The sequence below is a fragment of the Natronospira sp. genome (assembly GCF_007134575.1).
Classification (GTDB): domain Bacteria; phylum Pseudomonadota; class Gammaproteobacteria; order Natronospirales; family Natronospiraceae; genus Natronospira; species Natronospira elongata.
This window is the reverse complement of the sequence record NZ_SLKM01000246.1, coordinates 1-16737: the sequence shown is the minus strand read 5'-3', so window position 1 is coordinate 16737 and position 16737 is coordinate 1. Positions and strand designations below refer to the sequence as shown.

Genomic DNA, 16737 nt, shown 5'->3' with positions numbered 1-16737 from the left:
ATCCAGGGCTCCCGGCAACCCCAGCGTGAAACAGATTTCCACCCCTTACATCCCCCCAGGTGGGCCCCTCCATGCCCCCTCGCCAATGGACAAAGCAGCTTCTTGCCGGCTGATGCGAGAATTGACGCTTGAGCAGCGCAGCATTACCGCCTAGGCTGCAATGGAGTGACTCGGAGAATCCCTGATGGCAAGAACGGTACAGGATTGGCTGGAGGCCTATGGCGAGAGCCACCGACACCCCGTCAACAAACGGATCCACTGGATCTGCGTGCCCCTGATAGTGCTTAGCCTGATCGGGCTGCTCTGGTCCATACCCGTGCCCGAGCCCTTGCAGGCAATGGCTGCGCCATTCAACTGGGCCAGCCTCTTTCTTCTGGCCGCCGTCCTCTACTATCTCTTGTTGTCCCCGGCCCTGGCACTGGGCATGCTGTTGTTCTCCATCCTGCTCCTGGTTGTGACCTGGGGGCTGGACCAGCTCCCTGTCCCCCTATGGGCCCTTGCCCTGGCCATCTTTGTCCTGGCCTGGATTGGTCAGTTCATTGGCCATCGAATAGAAGGTCGCAGTCCCTCCTTTTTTCAGGATTTGCAGTTCCTGATGATCGGGCCCCTGTGGTTGCTCGCCCATCTCTATCGGGCCCTGGGCATTCGCTATGGCTGAAGCCCTGGTGGCATGCTTGCACCGAGCCGCATGGACGGTTCTGCTCGGACTACTGGCGACGACATCGATCCATGCCGCTGAGCCCGACATCACCTTGCAGCTTCGCTGGAAGCATCAGTTTCAGTTTGCCGGCTATTACGTGGCCAAGCAGGAGGGGCTGTACGAGCAAGCTGGCCTGTCCGTAAGATTGATCCAAGGTGGGCTCGATGCAGCCAAGCCCCTTGAGGCCCTTTTGGCCGGCGAAGTGGATTTTGCCATTGCCAACAGTGGGGTCGTCATCGAGAGAATGCGAGGGGAACCGGTGGTGGCGCTCGCGGCCATCATGCAGACCTCGCCGAATGCCTGGCTGGTTCGGGCCGATGCCGGTATTCACACGCCGCTGGATCTTGTGGGCAAGCGATTGATGCTCATGCCCGGCCATGAAAGTGCCGAACTGCTGGCCATGTTACGGCGGGAAGGTGTGGATCTGGATGAGCTTGAGTTGCTGCCCACCTCTCATGATCTGGATGACCTGGTAGAAGGGCGGGTGGATGCCTACGACGCCTACGAGACCAATGAACCCTGGCAGCTGAAGCGAAAGGGGATTGACTATCACTTGATCAAACCTCGGGCCTATGGGGTCAACTTCTACAACGATGTTCTGGTCGCCCATGAGTCATTGATTGATCAGGAACCCGCTGTGGTGGATGCCTTCCTGGAGGCCAGTCTGGAGGGCTGGCGACGAGCACTTGCCGAGCCCGAGAAGACTGCCGCCATGATTCAGGCGAACTACGCGCCGGAACGCTCATTGGCGCATCTGCAGTTCGAAGCCGAGGGCCTGGCTGAACTGATCATGCCGGAGCTGGTGGCGCTGGGGCATATGAATCCAGGTCGTTGGCAGAGTATTGCGGAAAGCTATGTGGCGCTGGGATTCGCGGACGACCCGGTTGATTTGGGTGGCTTCCTCTATGAGTCGCGGAGTGCGACGGACTACACCATGGCTTATCGAATGGCAGCCGGCGGTTTTTTCCTGCTGCTATTGGCCAGTCTCCTGGCAGCTCATTTTGCGCGACTCAATAATCGACTGCGCCGAGAGGCTGCAAGACGAATGGCCGTGGAGGAGCGCCTCCGTGAGCATCAGGCTGAGCTGTTCCGCTTGGCAAATACCGATGCCCTGACCGGACTCTGGAATAGGCATCGCTTTGAAGAGGTGGCGGGGCGTGAGATCCGACGCGCTCGACGTTACGGCCATCCCCTCTCCGTTATTTTCATGGATCTGGATCATTTCAAGCCAATCAATGATCAATATGGGCATGCGGCCGGTGATGACGTGCTTCGTACCGTGGCCGAACTGATTCGGGAGTGTCTGCGCGAGTCAGACAGCGTATGCCGCTGGGGCGGTGAGGAGTTCCTGGTTCTGGTGCCCCATGGCTGCCCGGAGGATGCCTATCGGTTGGCCGAAAGAATTCGCCAGCGTGTGAAGGATTGTCATGATGCTGAAGGTGGCGGCATCACTGCCAGTCTGGGGGTGGCGAGCCTAGGGGAGAGTGAAGACTTGCATGGACTGCTTCAGCGGGCTGACGGGGCTCTGTATCAAGCCAAGGAGGCAGGTCGTGATCGGGTTAAAGTGGCCCGGCCCGTCTCGGATTCCTGATGCCCCCGGAGCTATTGATTAAAGCGCCTTGGCTTATGGGCTTTCGGCCTGTGGCGCGGCAACTCTGGCATGCAGTCGGATGAAATGCCAGCGAGGATGGAAGTAAAGGGTATGGCGCTGGCCACTGGAATCCTCTGCAATGACCCGGTCAATCAGTTGGCCATCGCGGATCAACTCTCGCTCCACGCCGTGCAGGCCCAGTCTGAGCAGCAGGGCATGGCTTTCCTGTATGGAAATGGTTTCAAAGGCGGTGTCTGCGCTCCGCCCGTCCCCGGTTGCCAGCGCCCGGTCTGTGATTTCCAGAAACCAGTCCATATGCAGCCGGGAAGCGATCCCCAGGCCGGCCTCTTCATAGGCAAGGGCAGCATATAGATGCCCCTGGGCATCTACCGGGCAGGACTCCAGCCAGTCCCGCATCAGCTCCCCGGCGGCACCGGGGCGGCCGTCTTCCATCGCCTGGGCGAACTCGCCGTCCGGCCGATTCAGCTCACAACGCTGGTGGAAGTCCTTGCGGCGGGCGTAGTGTTTTCGCAGATCACCGGCATTGGGCTGCCCCCGCCAGTGGGCCTTGAGGGTCGAATCGGAGGGTTCGATCAATTCTCCTTCCGATTCCAGCAGCATGCGCTGATAGTCGCCTGCCAGGCTTGCGCCGGGAGTGGGAGAGGGTGTCATGCTCGCGCATCCACTGAGCAAGGAGATTGCCAACAGGCAAATGACTGGCCCAGGGATTTTAAGTCCAAAGATTGGCATGCTCACGGTGCCTCCTGCTTTCGCTGGAAACTAACAGGCCGTTTCAATCGCGGCAAGGGAGGCTGCCGGTCTGGCCGGGGCATGGAGCTCCGGCCAGTGGCTTATTGGACTGCGGGCTAGCGGTCTTCGAGGCGGTACTCGATGGTTTGAGTCGCCTGTCGCTCCACCGGTCGTCCATCGACAATGCGTGGTGCGAATCGCCAGTGCTGGATGGCTCTCCGGGTGGAACGGTCAAACACACGCCGGGGATACGCGTCGATCACCCGGGCATCAGCCACGGTGCCGTCTGCGCGGATGGTAAAGGCGACCTGCACCCAGCCTTCAATGCCCTGCATCAGGGCTTCCCGAGGCCACTGGGGCTCAATCCGCACCAGGGGGATCACATCACCGTCCCGGCCTTCATCCCGGACTCCGCCATGCAGCATGCCGCCCAGGGGAATGCCGCCTGCTATGCCCTCCAGCCGGGGCATATCCAATTGCCGCTGGTGTTGTGCCGGTGGCAGGTCCAGCTGCATGGCCAGGTCCAGCGTCGGGGGCGGGGGAGGCCGTTCCGGTGGTGGCTCGGGGGGATGCCGCTGGCGCTCCCGTACCCGTTCATCGCGCTCAACGCGGATGAACTGAATTCTTTCTCCTTCCATCCGATCAATGGAGACATCGCCATCCACACCGATCAGGGTCTGCATCAAAACGAACAGCAGGCCCGCTACCAGGCCGCCTCCCAGTAGTGAGATCAGGACTCTCATTACAGCTACCTCCCCGCCACATGGGACGGACCGGGTCAGGCGCTGTCTCTCCGGGCTTCGTCCATTTCTTCAATGGCCCGGCCGGTGGATGGGCGCTCACCGATTAAGACCGGCTTTCCGGTAAACGGTTCTTGCCGGGGCCATTCAGACATCGCCGTCTGTCGGAAAGTGGTCGGCCGAAAACAGTCCGCCCGGACCGGCCTTGGCGGCCGACCCGGGCGGATTGATTGCCTTGAAGCTGAGGCCCTGGCTTAACGATCCTCCAGTCGAAACTCAATTACCTGAGTGGCCGTCTGTTCCACCGGCCTGCCATCCACCATCCTGGGCCGGAATCGCCAGCGCTGGATGGCGCGCATGGCTTGCTGGTCAAACAGTCGCGGCGGGTGAGATTCGATCACCCTGGGCTGCTCAACGGAGCCATCGGGGCCTACCGTGAACTGGATCTTCACCCAGCCCTCAATGCCGTCGAGCACGGCGCGGCGGGGCCATTGCGGCTCGATCCTGACCACCGGGCTCAGGTTCTGTTCACCTTGCCCCTCCCTGGAAAGGGGCCCCCCGGGGATGGGGATGCCTTCGGAGATCAGCGTATCCGGGAGCTCGGGAAATTCCACCTTATCCACTGGCGACTCGGTGGCGTGGCTGACATCGATCGTCTCCGGTACCTGGGGTTGTTCCGGCGGTTCGGGCAGCGTTCGGTCGATGGTCTCCACCCGCTCTTCCCGGTCCACGCGAACAACGTCAATGGCGGGGCCTGACTCCGGTTTGTTCACGGTTTCCCCGTCAACATCCACCAGTGTCTGCATGAGCAGAAAGATCAGTCCGGTGACAAGGGCAGCCGACATGGCGGCGACAAGATAGCGCATCAATCCCCCTTTCCGCGTATAGCGGTCCAGCGTGATGAACCCGGCTTGGCAGGCAGTCCGTCACGGAAAGGTGGCCCGGCCCTGCGCCTAGCGGATGATGCCCTCTCGACGCAGTGCACCGATACTGGCTGAATCCAGTCCAAGCCTATCTTTGAGCGTAGTTTCCGTGTCCTCGCCTGGCAAGGGCGGCGGTTTGCTGGAGTCAGCCCAGTTCGTGCCCGACAGCAGTGGGTTGGCCACGCTCGGTACCCCGCCCAGTCGCTCATGCCAAAGGGTCCTGGCCAGGCCGCGATGACGGACCTGGGGATCATCGAATACAGCCGCCATATCGTTTACCGGCCCGGCCGGGACTTCCGCTGCTTCCAGCAGGTCCAGCCAATGCCGACGCGGTTGTTTTGCCAGGACCTGCTCGATCAAGGGGAGAAGTTGTTCCCGGTTTGCCACCCGGTCGGCATTGCGGCGAAAGCGTGGATCGTCGGCCAGGTCCGCCTGATCCAGGACCTGACAGAGGCGCTGGAATTGGCCGTCATTGCCCACTGCCAGGACCAGCCAGTCATCGGCCGCGCGAAAAGCCTGGTAGGGAACAATGTTGGGGTGGGCGCTGCCCATCCGTCCCGGAATCTGACCGCCGACCAGATAATTCATCGCCTGATTGGCGAGCGTGGCCACCTGGACATCCATGAGGGCCAGATCAATGTGCTGACCCTGCCCGGTGGCTTCCCGTTCCCGCAGGGCGGCGAGACAGCCAATGGTGGCGTAGAGACCGGTCAGGATATCGGTGAGGGCGACCCCCACCTTGACCGGCTCTCCGCCCTCGTCGTCACGGGGGCCGGTGATGCTCATCAAGCCGCCCATGGCCTGCAGCAAGAGGTCATAGCCGGCCCGCTCCCGATAAGGGCCGGTCTGGCCGAAGCCGCTAATGCTGCAGTAAATCAGGCCCGGGTTGAGTGACGACAGGCTGGTGTAATCAAGGCCGTAACGAGCCAGCCGGCCCGGCCGGAAATTCTCCAGCAGGATGTCGCTGTCCGCGGCCAGTTGCCTGAGCAGCTCCTGGCCACGGGGGTGGGAAAAATCGATACCCACCGAGCGCTTGCCCCGGTTGCTGGCAAGAAAGTAGGCGGATGGGCCGTCTTCGCCATTCTCCCCGCCCAGCCAGGGCGGCCCCCAGCCACGGGTTTCATCACCCCCGTGAGGGTGTTCCACCTTGATCACCTCCGCGCCCAAATCCGCCAGTAGCTGGCTGGACCAGGGACCGGCCAGCACCCGACTGAGGTCGAGTACGCGCACGCCCGCCAAAGCCTTCATCGTCTCTTGACTCCCCTGTTTTCCGCGGGATGGTAGCATTAGCGTTTTTTCGGGGCCTCCGGCTTGAGCGGCGGGGCCGACCGGCGGACCCATTCGCGGCTCTGCCAGCTGCAATCATCAGCACCAAAGGAAGGGAAATGGAAGGGGAATCTCAGCAGTTGCCGGCCCCCGACGCCGCACTCAGCACTCGCGTGGGACTGGCCTGCGCCAACAGCCGCAAACGGATTCTGTTTATTGAGCACCAGGGCGAGAAGCTGTGCATCAAGCGGGCACAGCGCAACCCCGGTCGGCGCGTGACGGCATGGTTCACGCGACTCCTGCTCCAGCCCCTGTGCCACCATCCCGTCAAATTGAGTGCGGTGATCGCGCCCGATCGCCAGGAAGGCCTCCACCACGAAGCCACGCGGCTGATGCAATACAACCGCGCGGGTGTGGCGACACCGAAGCTGAAGGCGGTGAGCGATTACTGGTTTGCCATGAGCGTGCCCGGCATCTTGTTCGGCAATGCCCTGCGCGAGGGCGACCAGGCTGAACGGGAGGCCCTGCTGCGAGACGCAGTGATTGCCCTCGCCGACTTCCATGAAGCCGACCATTGGCACGGCGGGGCCCAGATCAAGAACCTCCTCTACGGCGACGGGCAAATCTACCGAATCGATTTCGAAGAACGCCTCGCCACGGCCTTCGATCTGCCGCTGATTCAGGTCTGGGACGTTTTCGGTTTCATGATGTCGGTGGGAAGGCTCCGCAAGTATTTCGATATTCCCACCCGCGAACGGCTGATCGAGACATTGGTCCGTGAGTATCTCGCCCACGGGGAGCGTAAGCAGCTACAGGATCTTCTGGCCCGTTTTGCCCGCCGCGGTCTGACCTTGGTGGAGCGCTTTCGCTTCACCCGTTACCTGGGAGCCAAGCGCTCCCTGGAGCGGGTGGAAATGGTCAGCCAATACATCCTGCGCGGATGTGATTGATACATCGGCCACCATTCCTGGTTTGTTGCCGCTAGTCGGTTTCCACGACCTCGTAATCATGGCTGACCTTGACGGAATGACCCAGCATGATGGAGACCGAGCAGTATTTGTCCGCCGACAGGCGAACTGCCCGTTCCACGTGCTTGTCCGAGACGTCCTTGCCACTGACGATGAAGTGCATGTGGATGCGGGTAAATACCGCCGGTGGCCCCTCGGCCCGTTCGGCGCTTAGCTCCACACGGCAGTCATCCACCCGCTGGCGCGCTTTTTTCAGGATTCCCACCACATCCACGGAAGAACAGCTTCCCGCGGCCAATAGCACCATTTCCATGGGGCTGGGCGCGGTGGCACCCTGATTGCCGTCCATGACGACCCGGTGGCCGCTCTCGGATGTGACCAGAAATGTTTCCTCACCAACCCACTGCACACTGGCTTTCATTGCGACAAATCTCATTCTTGTGTGGACCAGGAGGGCGGCACTGGCCGCCCCGATGCAGCCGGAAGCCTTTCATAGCCGCCGGGACACGTCAATTCCCGGCCATGGTGTCCCGGCATAGAGGAGCCGCCCCGGTGGGGTGCCTCGTTGGGGGGGGTGGTGCCGTATCCAGGCCTCCGTAGAATGGCTTACGACGGCAAGGCGGCCAATTCAGTGTCGCCCGGCAGTTCCGGCAAACCTAGAGTACGAGGTGAAACGAAATGAACGACTCAATCATCAACCCGATCTCCCGCCCGGGGCAGATTGCTCTCACGCTGGTCGGCGCCAGCTTCCTGGTTCTCGGCTGTAATTCCAGTAGCAGCAGTGATGGGCCGGTGGGCATGAATAACGCCGATGCCGCTGCCGCTGCCATGGTCGCCATCGGCATGGCCGAGGGAATCGACGATTTTATCGATGATCCCGAAGACGATGACATGGGTGTGCTGGCCCGGGCCATGCAACAAGCGGCTACCAATCAATGTACCGGCGATGGTCACTTGTACACCAGCGAAAGCACCGTCTCGGGTTCTGATGTCAACGTAGAGGATGCCTTTGGCTATACCGGTAGCCTGGAGATGGTGGAGATTGACGCTGACTGCGTCATGGATACCCAGGATTTCTATAGCGAAAGCCGTGGTTACATCCGCATGGCTCACTCCCCCACCGAATCGGTCGTGTTTGGAGAGGTCACTCCCGGTCCCGGCCAGTCAGCGGATGCCGGTGCCTATGTGAGTGTCATGGACGGTGCTGGCATGAACATGGAGAGCAGTCAGCAGATGTACATGCACGCCTGCTTCGGCTGCGTTGAACTGGGCGGTGGCGAGAACATGGAGATGCGCATGTTCTCTGATATCCAGATGCAGTCAAATATGGCTGGAGACAGCGGTTTTGACATGCATATTCGTTTTGGAACCAGCACCACTGACCGGGCAGTATTCAAGCTGCAGGAGCTGGGCGGTGGTCAGGTGGAATACAGCGTGGATGGCTTCATGGGCGTTGAGACGCACCTGGATGCCTGTAGCTGGGCGGCGACTCTTGAAACTGTCCAGCCCCTGACCGCCCAGGGTCTGACCACCAATCAGCCCAGCATCACGGGTGGCCAGCTCAATGTCACGCCTGAAGATAGCAACGATACCATGGAAGTTCAGTACCACAGTGACGGCAGCATCACCGTCAACGGCAATACCATCACCATGGAAGATATCGAGGAACGAATTCAGACCTGTGACCAGGTTTGAATCCGAATCTTGGGTACAGAAAACGCCCCGGCAGCACCGGGGCGTTTTTTCATTGGTTCCACGACAAGCGCAGGGCAGCGGTCATGATCAGCAGCCAGCCGCCGATCAGGCACAGCCCACCCAGGGGAGTGATGGGGCCCAGCCAGCGCCAGCCGGTAAGTACCATCAGATAGAGCGAGCCGGAAAAGAGCAGCATGCCGGCCACCAGCAGCCAGCCCCCCGTTCGCAGCAGTGCTGAATCCAGCCAGACCGCCACCGCCGCCAGGCCGAGCAAGGCCAGGCCATGGGCCAGGTGGTATTGCACAGCGGTCTCCCACACCGCCAGCCCCCGTTCCAGGGGCAGGCTGTCCTCGTTGGCCCGCAGACCATGAGCGCCAAAGGCCCCCAGGCCCACGGCAAGGGCCATATTGAATCCGGCCAGGCAGAGCATCCAGAGACTGAAGATATTCATGAATCCACTCCCGATTCATTGGGCAAAGCGCCATTGTCCTCAGACCGAGCCTTTCTGGCCAGCGGCGAAGGGTAGTCCGCCAGCATGCTATGTTGTTGACTGTGAGCGCGAATGGATTGATCAGAGTGTCCAGGAGGAGAAATTTCATGCCAGCGCCCAAGGAACTGCTCATTGTTGGCCGTGGTGCCATGGGCAGCATGTTTGCCAAGCTACTGAAAGACAGAATGACGGTGAGCAGTTGGGACCGGGATCCGGAGAGCGGGGTTGAGAGTGATCCGCTGGAAACCCTGGCCGCCCGGGCTGAGCGTGTGCTGCTGGCGGTCCCGGCCTCGCCCCATGATGAGCTGGCCCGTCGGCTTGCCCAGTCACTGCCCGAGCACAGCCTCTGCTTTTCCATCGCCAAGGGGCTCGACAGCCAGGGGCGAACGCCCGCCGAATGCATGGCCCGTCATTTTGGCGATAATGGCCCCATCGACTGGGGCATGATCTGTGGCCCCATGATTGCCCGCGATCTCAGTGCAGGCCGGGATGGCTTCGCCGTCGCCGCCGGTAGCAGCCATGAAGCCGCGCGCACCATACAGAGCCTCTTTCGCGATACTCCATTGCGTCTTGATGCGGACAGCGATGTCCACGGCGCCTGCTGGGCCGCCATTCTCAAGAACGTTTACGTGCCGTTGATCGGCGCCGCCGATGCCTTGGGTCTCGGCGATAACCTCCGTGGCTTCCTGATCATGGAGGCCCTGGCCGAGCTGGCCGGCATTGTCGAGGCCTTTGGCGGTCGCCGCGAGACCGCCTACGGGCCGGCGGGGCTTGGTGATCTCATCACCACGGCCACCAGTGCCAACTCTCACCATCGCGGCCTGGGAGAGGCATTGGCGCGGGGTGACCGCAGTGGCATTGCGGTCAAAAACGGCTATGTTCGTAGTGAAGGCGTGCATACCGCCATGGTCATGGACGAACAGCAACGTCTCGATGTGTCCGGCTTTCCTCTCTATCGTGCCGCCACAGCCCTTCTCAAGGGCTCGGGGTCTCCCGCGGAGATCCTGCCGGCCTACCTGGGTGAGCGCTTCGGCTGAGCGCTCGCCCCGGCAAGAGTAACTGACAGCGGGGGGACTGGAAGGGGAATCCGCTATGCCCAGTTCAAGGAATGCATTGGCCGCCGTTCTGATTCTGTCGGCCTTGAGTCGTTCACCGGCGGTGGTCACGGAGCCCGCTGTCCGCGTACTCACCGGGCAAGACCTGAGCCGCAGCGGTCTGGCCAGCGTGGGGGACGTACTTCAGCGCCAGCCCTGGGCGACTTCGGCGCGCAATGCAGTGACTTTTTCCGACGGCGATGGGGCCCTGCTTGATCACAGTACGGCGCTCGCGGTCCGTGGCCTGGGCCCGGAACATCTCCTCATTCGCCTCGATGGTCAGCCCTTGCCGACACTGCTCGACGGTGCTGTTGACCTGAACATGATCCCCATCGGTCTGGTGGAGCGGATCGAATACCGGCCCAGCGCATCCACTGCCGCTGGAGAAGGCGGCCTGGCCGGGCTGGTGGATATCATTACCCGGCGTGATGTGCAGGGCAGCGAGATAGGTGCCTTCTACAGCCAATGGGATGAAGGCGACGGCGAGACCCGCCAGGCCGATCTCACCGCCGGGCTGAGTCAGGGCAACCGTTCGCTGCGGCTGCACCTGGCCCATTTCGAGCGCGATGCCATCCAGGCCCGTGACCGGCGGATCTCCGCCGAGCCGGTGTTCGGCACCGGTTTAGCCCGGGGCAGTGCGGCCACGCCCCAGGGGCGCTTCTGGTTCCTGGATGAAGACAATGCCTTTCGCGACTGGCATTTGATTGAAGGCAGCCCGGCCTTCTCCGAAGTGGCCAATGACTTTCGCGATTTTCGTGACAGCGACCGCTACAATTTTGCCGCTGAACAGCAACTGCTGTCACCGGAATCACGTTTCAGCATCCATGCCGGGCTGGATCAGGCCCTGAGTGAAGGCATCACCCTGACGATCAATGCCTTCCATGCCCGCAAGCGCGCGACGCGCGAACATACGCCCAATGACCTCTTCCTTGGCGCCTTTGGTCAGCCTGGTTTCGATACGATTACCATCTCCGAGGATAATCATTTCAACCCCTTCGGATTTGATTTCGATCCTTCTGAGAATCTGGTTTCCCTTGCTCGGCGATTGACAGAGGCGGGCAATCGTCGCCATCACAGCAGCGAGAACAGTCTGCGTCTGCAGGCGGTCTTGAGTGGTGATGTGAGCCTGAATGATCGGCCATGGCACTGGCAGTTGTCGGTGATGCATGCTGATCGTGAGGGAAATGATCGTTTCCGGGGCTATGTGGATAGCGACCGGCTCCGCCAGGGTCTTGGGCCTTCGTTTATTGATCAGGATGATCAGGCGCGCTGCGGTGATCCGTCCGAATTGCTTCTTGACTGCGTGCCGATCAACCTCTTTGGTGGCCAGGGTGAAGATGGCAGCGGGACGATTGATCAAGAGCAGCTCGACTTTCTTTTGACCTCTGGTGCGGCGATGAACCGAACCACCCTGAATGAATGGCGTTTCGATATCGAAGGCCATGCCTTTTCCCTGCCTGCCGGGGAGGTGGCACTAACGGCCGGACTTCTCGGCCGTGACACCCGCTACACGCAATCGATGCAAGGCAGTCCCAACAGCGACCTGCCCGATGTCCGCGAGCTCGCGGGCACTTACCGCAGCGATGGGGTTTACCTAAATGCTCGAATGCCCTTGCTGCGCCATCGCTGGATGATGGACATGCTCGAGTTGGACGTGGGTGTGCGTCATAGGGATTTTGACGTCTTCAACGGAGGTACCACGCTCTCCACCGGTTTGGCCTGGCAGCCCGTGTCTGAACTGCAGATCCATTACCGTCGGGATCAGGCTTTGCGAGTCCCCAGTGCCCTCCAAGCCTTCGAGTCGACCAGCTCTAGCCTTATGGTTTCCTTTGATCCCTGCAGTGGGGTGGAATCGGGGGTCTCTGATCCCGGAATTATAGAGCGATGTCAAAGAGATGGGATCCCTCCCGACGGAATCTTCCTGCCACCAGTTCGGGCGGATGTCCTCATGGGCGGGGCGGTCAGCGGTGGGCGTACATTGAATCCAGAAAAGTCGACCCTGGAACGCATCGGAGTGAGCTGGGCGCCGGAGGCACTTCCCGGTTTTCATGCCAGCCTCGATGTATGGTCGCAGGAAATCGAGGATTTCATTCGTGCGCCTTTTTTTCAGGAGGCACTTGTCGGTTGCTACTGGGAGGGTGTGGAAACACTCTGTGATCGGGTGACCCGGAACGGGTTTGACACCAGTGTTGATCTGGTGCCGATCAATGACAGTCGTGGTGCCAGCTTTCGCGGTATGGATCTGGGGTTGGCCTACTCTGGGATACCCTTTCCCTGGGGCGAGCTGGACCTGCACCTGGATGCCAGCCGCCTGAGCAGCGTCCGCCTGCCAACTTACGATGAAGATGCACGGGCCTTGAGCCAGCCCAATCTTTCCGGCACCAACCGCGTCAACCAGGCCGTGCCCGAGTGGCGCGCCGATCTGACTCTGGACTGGCGGCGCGACGCCTGGCGTTTCCGGTGGAGCATGCGCTTCATCGACTCCATGCGCGAGCCCTGCCAGGAACTGACGGGTGCCACCTCGGTTTTGCTGATCGATCTGGGCCTTTGTAATGACATAGAACGAGATGAAGACGGCGCCATCGTCCCCGGTGGCGATCACCGCAATCGAATCGGCAGTCTTACCTATCATGATGTGCAACTGGCCTATCGTTTCGGGCACGGCGGGGAACTGGCCGGTGGCGTGAGCAATCTCTTTGACAAGGCCGCCCAGTTCTCCGCAGCCACCGCGGCACACAGTTTTGATGCCACCATCCACGAGATTCCGGGTCGTCGTCTTCATGTCCAGTATCGACAGCGATTCTGACAGGCCAGTGGATTGGCTGCTTGCCCATCGGGGCTGGCCGGGTCGTTACCCGGAAAATTCCCGTGCCGGTGTGGCAGCGGTGATCGAGGCCGGGGCCCGGCGGGTGGAGTTCGATGTGCAGCTCAGTGCCGATCGCCAGCCGGTGGTGATCCATGATGATCATCTGGGTCGGGTCAGCGGTCGTCGCGGTCGGGTGGGCAGTCTGTCGCTTGCCGAGCTGGAGAAGACGAGCATTGGCGAGCCGGAACGCTTCGGCGATCGATTCGCCGGGGAATGCCTGCCGTCCCTGGAAAGCATGCTCGAGCTGACAAGTCGCACGCCGAAGGTGCAGCTTTTCGTGGAGCTCAAGCGCGCCAGTCTGCGGCGCTTTGGCCGTGAGGCCATGGTGGAACCGCTGCTGGGTGCTCTTTCCCGGGTCCCGAACCCGGTGGTGGTCATATCCTTCGACCGCCGCGTTCTGGAAATGGTCCGCAGTCGATCCGGTCTGCCCATTGGCTGGGTCTTCAAGCCCTGGAACGAGTCGGCCCAGGTGGAGGCAGGGCGCCTGCAACCGGAGTATCTTTTCGTGCGTCAGGACCGGGTCCCGGCAGGGCCGGCACCGTTCTGGCCGGGTGACTGGCAGTGGGTGGTCTACGGCGTTGAGACGGCTGCCACGGCAAGGGAATTCCGTCAGCGGGGGACGGATGTGATTGAGACCGATTACCTGCCCGAGCTGGCGACGGCCATCAGTGGGGAGGATAAGGGCTCATGACTCCTGCGGCCTATCTACTATTGGACCAGGGTGGCCACGGTTCTCGGGCACTGCTCATGGATGAGGCGGGCCGCCAGTTGGCCGAGGCGGATGCAGCGGTCGCCACCCGGGAAGACAACGGTGATCGGGTCGAGCAGGACGGGGCCGAAATCGTTGCCAGCCTGCGGCGCTGCATTGCCGGTATTCGTGCCCAATACCCGGGGAAATCCATAACAGCGGCCGGACTGGCCGTTCAGCGGGGCAGTGTGCTGTGCTGGGATCGTGACAGCGGTAAGCCGCTGACAGCGGTGCTGTCCTGGCGCGATCGTCGCCGGCCCGAGCGGCAGGGCCCGGCCCCGGGTCAGGTGCGTGAACGAACAGGGCTGCGATACTCGCCCTACGGTGGCGCGCCCAAACTCCGCTGGTGCCTGGAGTCCGAGCCTCAGGTGGCCAGGGCGGCGGCGGCCGGACGTCTGGCCATGGGTCCCCTTGCCAGTTTCCTCTTGCGTGCCTTGCTTGAGCCGGATACCCATCTGATTGATCCGGGGCTCGCCCAGCGCAGTCTGCTGTGGTCCCGTCAGGTGGGGGATTGGGACCCCGTGCTGCTGGAAGCCTTTGGCCTGGACCGGCGGTGGCTGCCACGGGTCTGTCCCAGCCATCATGACTACGGGCAGTTGCGGGATCTGGCGGGCGCCGTCCCCCTGGGGCTGCTGATGGGGGATCAGAACGCCGTGCCCTGGCTGGCCGGCTCACCGCGGGCGGATACCAGCTATCTCAACCTGGGCACGGGCGGATTCATGCTCCGCCCCGTCGCCGCGGACCAGGATCCCGGTCCCTTCCAGTTCACCCTGCTGGAACCCACATTACCGACACCCTATGCGCTCGAGGCCAGCCTCCACGGTGTCGGTGCCGCCCTCGACTGGTTGAGTCGTCGCCTTGATAAAGCCATTGGCCCGGCGCAGATCCGTCAGTCCCTGCGGGAGCCGGGCAACGCGCCGCTGTTCATCAATAGTGTGGGCGGGCTCGGTTCCCCCTGGTGGCAGGCCGGGCCATCACCGGACTTTCTCTCCCCTGACGGGGTGTCCGTGATCCCGGATCCGGAGCCCCAGGCGGCGCTGGCTGGCGTGCTCGAAAGTATCTGCTTTCTCATTCGCGAGAACCTGGATGACATGGACGAACTCGCCGGCCAGTCAGAAAGACTGTTGCTGTCCGGCGGCTTGAGCCGAAGCGATGAATTCTGTGCCCTGATTGCCGCCTTTCTGAACCGTCCGGTCTTCCGGCTGGTGGGTGGGGAGGCCACGGCCACCGGGCTTTGGTGGCGACTGCGGGGTGCGGACGGGCCTGGCCCCGAGGTGGCGAGGGTAGCGGCAGATCCCGGCCCCTGGGATTTGCAGGCCATGGAGCGGCGCTGGCGAGTCTGGCGGCGCTGTATGCCGGACGTAGCCGCGGATTGAGGATTTTTTCGGGGTTGCCCTGTTCGGGGGATGGCACCCCCCCGGGAATGGGTTAATATCTACCATCGGCAGGCTCTGACTCCAAACCCTGGGGACTGGCCGGCCACCAAGCAACAACAACAAAAGGGCCGCCAGGCCATTACCCGGGAGGAGGGAATCCGTTGCCTGTATCAATGACCCGTCAGCGGGGTGTAGCCCTGCTCGTTTCAAGTCTTGCCGCTGCCAGTCTGCTGACCGCCTGTAACAGCAGCAGTAGCAGTGACAGTACGGACGCGTCCGCAATCAATGTCGCCCAGGTGACCGGCAGTGTTGCCGAAGATCATTGGCGTGAATACGTCACCGTCGTACCGGACGGTACCACCAGCCTGCATGTGCGCCTGCACAATCTTAGCGCCGATGCCGACCTTTACGTTTGGGAATATTCCACTGCCAATTCCTGCTGGTCCAGCAATCCCGGCACCAACGATGATGTCTGTGAGTTTGACAGTCCGGGCGCGGGTGACTGGGGCATCGAAGTGGAAGGGTGGGATCCTGGTACCACCAGCTACACCCTCACCGTGACCCTGCAGCCATCCGACAAGGAAGCGACTCTGGAGTTTGTCGACGATGGCAGTTGGGGCGGCCTGCCCCTTGTTAATCGTCGCTAAGACGCATGGGTTGAAAACAAAAAAGGCCGGCGTTGAGAAAACGCCGGCCTTTTTCTTTTCTGGTGGGCCCGCCAGGACTCGAACCTGGGACCAAGGGATTATGAGTCCCCTGCTCTAACCAACTGAGCTACAGGCCCTTTGAAAATCACGTGTGTGGCATCTTTTACCAAAGCCTTCTCGGGGGCATCGAGCCCCGCTCGAAGGCTCCGGGATTATGCCTCGCGCTGCGCTGTCCTGCTCCGCGCGCGGTCCAGCCCGGCCATCCTGGCCGGTCGTTCGCCGAACTGCGAAATGCCACCGGCATTTCGATTCCGGCTCACCCCCTGCTCTAACCAACTGAGCTACAGGCCCAAAAGTTGAACGCGGGATTATAGCCTGTGAGCGGTGCCGGGGTCATTGCCTGATTGCTTCAATGGTCGATCAGGGGCGCTTCATGGGGCGTCATGATGGCTCGACGAAGGGGCGCCAGTGGGGCTTCATCGTCCAGTTCAAAACTTTTCCCCGGCTGCGGCAGGCCGAGCTGTTCCAAGATTTCGGCGATGTCGGGAAAACCCACCGCCAGGATGTAGTCATCATAAAAGGCGGTGAAGAGATCGTCCGTTCCGGCAATCCGGTCCAGCTCCTTGAGGGCCTCGCGGCCATCGGCGGAGCGGCGGGCATCGAAGCAGCAGGCGGCCCATTCGGCCAGCACATGGTCCAGGCTTTCGGCCGTGTCCGGATCGCTGCGCAGGGCCACATCCGCCTTCAGCATCAGGGCGGCCCCGCTCCAATAGACGAATTCCGCGCCCCCTTCCTGGCCCATGGCCCGGGTGATGTCCAGGATGGTGCCCGGAATCCGGGCCCAGATACCATCATCCATGTCATCAAGGAATCGTTGCCAGGC

16 protein-coding genes and 1 tRNA gene are annotated in these 16737 nt (G+C 61.8%); 9 read left to right on the top strand and 8 right to left on the bottom strand.

Annotated features, from left to right (window positions below):
• The first annotated feature begins 184 nt into the window (after positions 1–184).
• On the top strand, positions 185–658 hold the full coding sequence (locus ACJWXQ_RS09840; RefSeq protein WP_346053227.1) for an Mpo1-like protein: 474 nt from the start codon (positions 185–187) through the stop codon (positions 656–658).
• A 16-nt stretch (positions 659–674) separates the two neighbouring features.
• Entirely contained in the window at positions 675–2291 is a 1617-nt protein-coding gene (locus ACJWXQ_RS09835) for an ABC transporter substrate-binding protein (protein ID WP_406672723.1), read from the top strand.
• A gap of 33 nt (positions 2292–2324) precedes the next feature.
• Here ACJWXQ_RS09835 and ACJWXQ_RS09830 read toward each other — a convergent pair whose 3' ends face one another.
• The 4 genes from ACJWXQ_RS09830 to ACJWXQ_RS09815 form a co-directional block, all read right to left on the bottom strand.
• Entirely contained in the window at positions 2325–2963 is a 639-nt protein-coding gene (locus ACJWXQ_RS09830) for a hypothetical protein (RefSeq protein WP_406672722.1), read from the bottom strand.
• Positions 2964–3157: 194 nt separating this feature from the next.
• Positions 3158–3784 carry an energy transducer TonB gene (locus ACJWXQ_RS09825; protein WP_406672721.1) on the bottom strand — a complete coding sequence of 209 codons (627 nt, stop codon included), beginning with the start codon at positions 3782–3784 and terminating at the stop codon, positions 3158–3160.
• A 251-nt stretch (positions 3785–4035) separates the two neighbouring features.
• A complete protein-coding gene (locus ACJWXQ_RS09820) occupies positions 4036–4647 on the bottom strand; it encodes an energy transducer TonB (protein ID WP_346053233.1) in 612 nt (203 codons plus the stop codon).
• Positions 4648–4734: 87 nt separating this feature from the next.
• Complete coding sequence (locus tag ACJWXQ_RS09815; protein WP_346053235.1) at positions 4735–5952, bottom strand: CoA transferase; 1218 nt, start codon at positions 5950–5952, stop codon at positions 4735–4737.
• A 137-nt stretch (positions 5953–6089) separates the two neighbouring features.
• Between ACJWXQ_RS09815 and ACJWXQ_RS09810 the strand changes: the two genes are divergently transcribed.
• Positions 6090–6920, top strand: coding sequence for a hypothetical protein (locus ACJWXQ_RS09810; RefSeq protein ID WP_406672720.1), 831 nt, complete (start codon positions 6090–6092; stop codon positions 6918–6920).
• A gap of 31 nt (positions 6921–6951) precedes the next feature.
• On the opposite strand, the gene ACJWXQ_RS09805 is transcribed toward ACJWXQ_RS09810, so the two are convergent.
• Entirely contained in the window at positions 6952–7359 is a 408-nt protein-coding gene (locus ACJWXQ_RS09805) for an OsmC family protein (protein ID WP_346053239.1), read from the bottom strand.
• Between the two features lie 257 nt (positions 7360–7616).
• On the opposite strand from ACJWXQ_RS09805, the gene ACJWXQ_RS09800 reads away from it, so the two are divergent.
• Positions 7617–8633 carry a hypothetical protein gene (locus ACJWXQ_RS09800; protein ID WP_346053241.1) on the top strand — a complete coding sequence of 339 codons (1017 nt, stop codon included), beginning with the start codon at positions 7617–7619 and terminating at the stop codon, positions 8631–8633.
• A 49-nt stretch (positions 8634–8682) separates the two neighbouring features.
• On the opposite strand, the gene ACJWXQ_RS09795 is transcribed toward ACJWXQ_RS09800, so the two are convergent.
• Positions 8683–9084: a DUF423 domain-containing protein gene (locus ACJWXQ_RS09795; RefSeq protein ID WP_346053243.1), complete on the bottom strand. Its 402-nt coding sequence runs from the start codon at positions 9082–9084 to the stop codon at positions 8683–8685.
• 146 nt (positions 9085–9230) lie between these two features.
• Here ACJWXQ_RS09795 and ACJWXQ_RS09790 point away from each other — a divergent pair, with 146 nt between their 5' ends.
• The 5 genes from ACJWXQ_RS09790 (at position 9231) to ACJWXQ_RS09770 (ending at position 15854) form a co-directional block, all read left to right on the top strand.
• Complete coding sequence (locus ACJWXQ_RS09790; protein WP_346053245.1) at positions 9231–10160, top strand: hypothetical protein; 930 nt, start codon at positions 9231–9233, stop codon at positions 10158–10160.
• Between the two features lie 55 nt (positions 10161–10215).
• Complete coding sequence (locus ACJWXQ_RS09785; RefSeq protein ID WP_406672719.1) at positions 10216–13023, top strand: TonB-dependent receptor domain-containing protein; 2808 nt, start codon at positions 10216–10218, stop codon at positions 13021–13023.
• On the top strand, positions 12998–13774 hold the full coding sequence (locus ACJWXQ_RS09780) for a glycerophosphodiester phosphodiesterase family protein (protein WP_346051668.1): 777 nt from the start codon (positions 12998–13000) through the stop codon (positions 13772–13774). Before ACJWXQ_RS09785 ends, ACJWXQ_RS09780 begins: the two co-directional genes overlap by 26 nt.
• The gene (locus tag ACJWXQ_RS09775) at positions 13771–15207 is read left to right on the top strand and encodes an FGGY family carbohydrate kinase (RefSeq protein WP_406672718.1); all 1437 of its coding nucleotides are present in this window, start codon (positions 13771–13773) and stop codon (positions 15205–15207) included. Before ACJWXQ_RS09780 ends, ACJWXQ_RS09775 begins: the two co-directional genes overlap by 4 nt.
• A 161-nt stretch (positions 15208–15368) precedes the next feature.
• On the top strand, positions 15369–15854 hold the full coding sequence (locus tag ACJWXQ_RS09770) for a PPC domain-containing protein (RefSeq protein ID WP_346051671.1): 486 nt from the start codon (positions 15369–15371) through the stop codon (positions 15852–15854).
• A gap of 60 nt (positions 15855–15914) precedes the next feature.
• On the opposite strand, the gene ACJWXQ_RS09765 is transcribed toward ACJWXQ_RS09770, so the two are convergent.
• Positions 15915–15991 (bottom strand) — tRNA-Ile (locus tag ACJWXQ_RS09765).
• A gap of 272 nt (positions 15992–16263) precedes the next feature.
• Positions 16264–16737, bottom strand: a 474-nt coding sequence (locus ACJWXQ_RS09760; protein ID WP_406672717.1) for a hypothetical protein, incomplete at its 5' end; no start/stop codon positions are given.

Bases quoted from the DNA above. Each gene is read 5' to 3' on its own strand.
- ACJWXQ_RS09840 (WP_346053227.1), top strand. From the start codon at position 185: ATGGCAAGAACGGTACAGGATTGGCTGGAGGCCTATGGCGAGAGCCAC.
- ACJWXQ_RS09830 (WP_406672722.1), bottom strand. From the start codon at position 2,963: ATGACACCCTCTCCCACTCCCGGCGCAAGCCTGGCAGGCGACTATCAG.
- ACJWXQ_RS09825 (WP_406672721.1), bottom strand. From the start codon at position 3,784: ATGAGAGTCCTGATCTCACTACTGGGAGGCGGCCTGGTAGCGGGCCTG.
- ACJWXQ_RS09820 (WP_346053233.1), bottom strand. From the start codon at position 4,647: ATGCGCTATCTTGTCGCCGCCATGTCGGCTGCCCTTGTCACCGGACTG.
- ACJWXQ_RS09815 (WP_346053235.1), bottom strand. From the start codon at position 5,952: ATGAAGGCTTTGGCGGGCGTGCGCGTACTCGACCTCAGTCGGGTGCTG.
- ACJWXQ_RS09810 (WP_406672720.1), top strand. From the start codon at position 6,090: ATGGAAGGGGAATCTCAGCAGTTGCCGGCCCCCGACGCCGCACTCAGC.
- ACJWXQ_RS09805 (WP_346053239.1), bottom strand. From the start codon at position 7,359: ATGAAAGCCAGTGTGCAGTGGGTTGGTGAGGAAACATTTCTGGTCACA.
- ACJWXQ_RS09800 (WP_346053241.1), top strand. From the start codon at position 7,617: ATGAACGACTCAATCATCAACCCGATCTCCCGCCCGGGGCAGATTGCT.
- ACJWXQ_RS09795 (WP_346053243.1), bottom strand. From the start codon at position 9,084: ATGAATATCTTCAGTCTCTGGATGCTCTGCCTGGCCGGATTCAATATG.
- ACJWXQ_RS09790 (WP_346053245.1), top strand. From the start codon at position 9,231: ATGCCAGCGCCCAAGGAACTGCTCATTGTTGGCCGTGGTGCCATGGGC.
- ACJWXQ_RS09785 (WP_406672719.1), top strand. From the start codon at position 10,216: ATGCCCAGTTCAAGGAATGCATTGGCCGCCGTTCTGATTCTGTCGGCC.
- ACJWXQ_RS09780 (WP_346051668.1), top strand. From the start codon at position 12,998: ATGTCCAGTATCGACAGCGATTCTGACAGGCCAGTGGATTGGCTGCTT.
- ACJWXQ_RS09775 (WP_406672718.1), top strand. From the start codon at position 13,771: ATGACTCCTGCGGCCTATCTACTATTGGACCAGGGTGGCCACGGTTCT.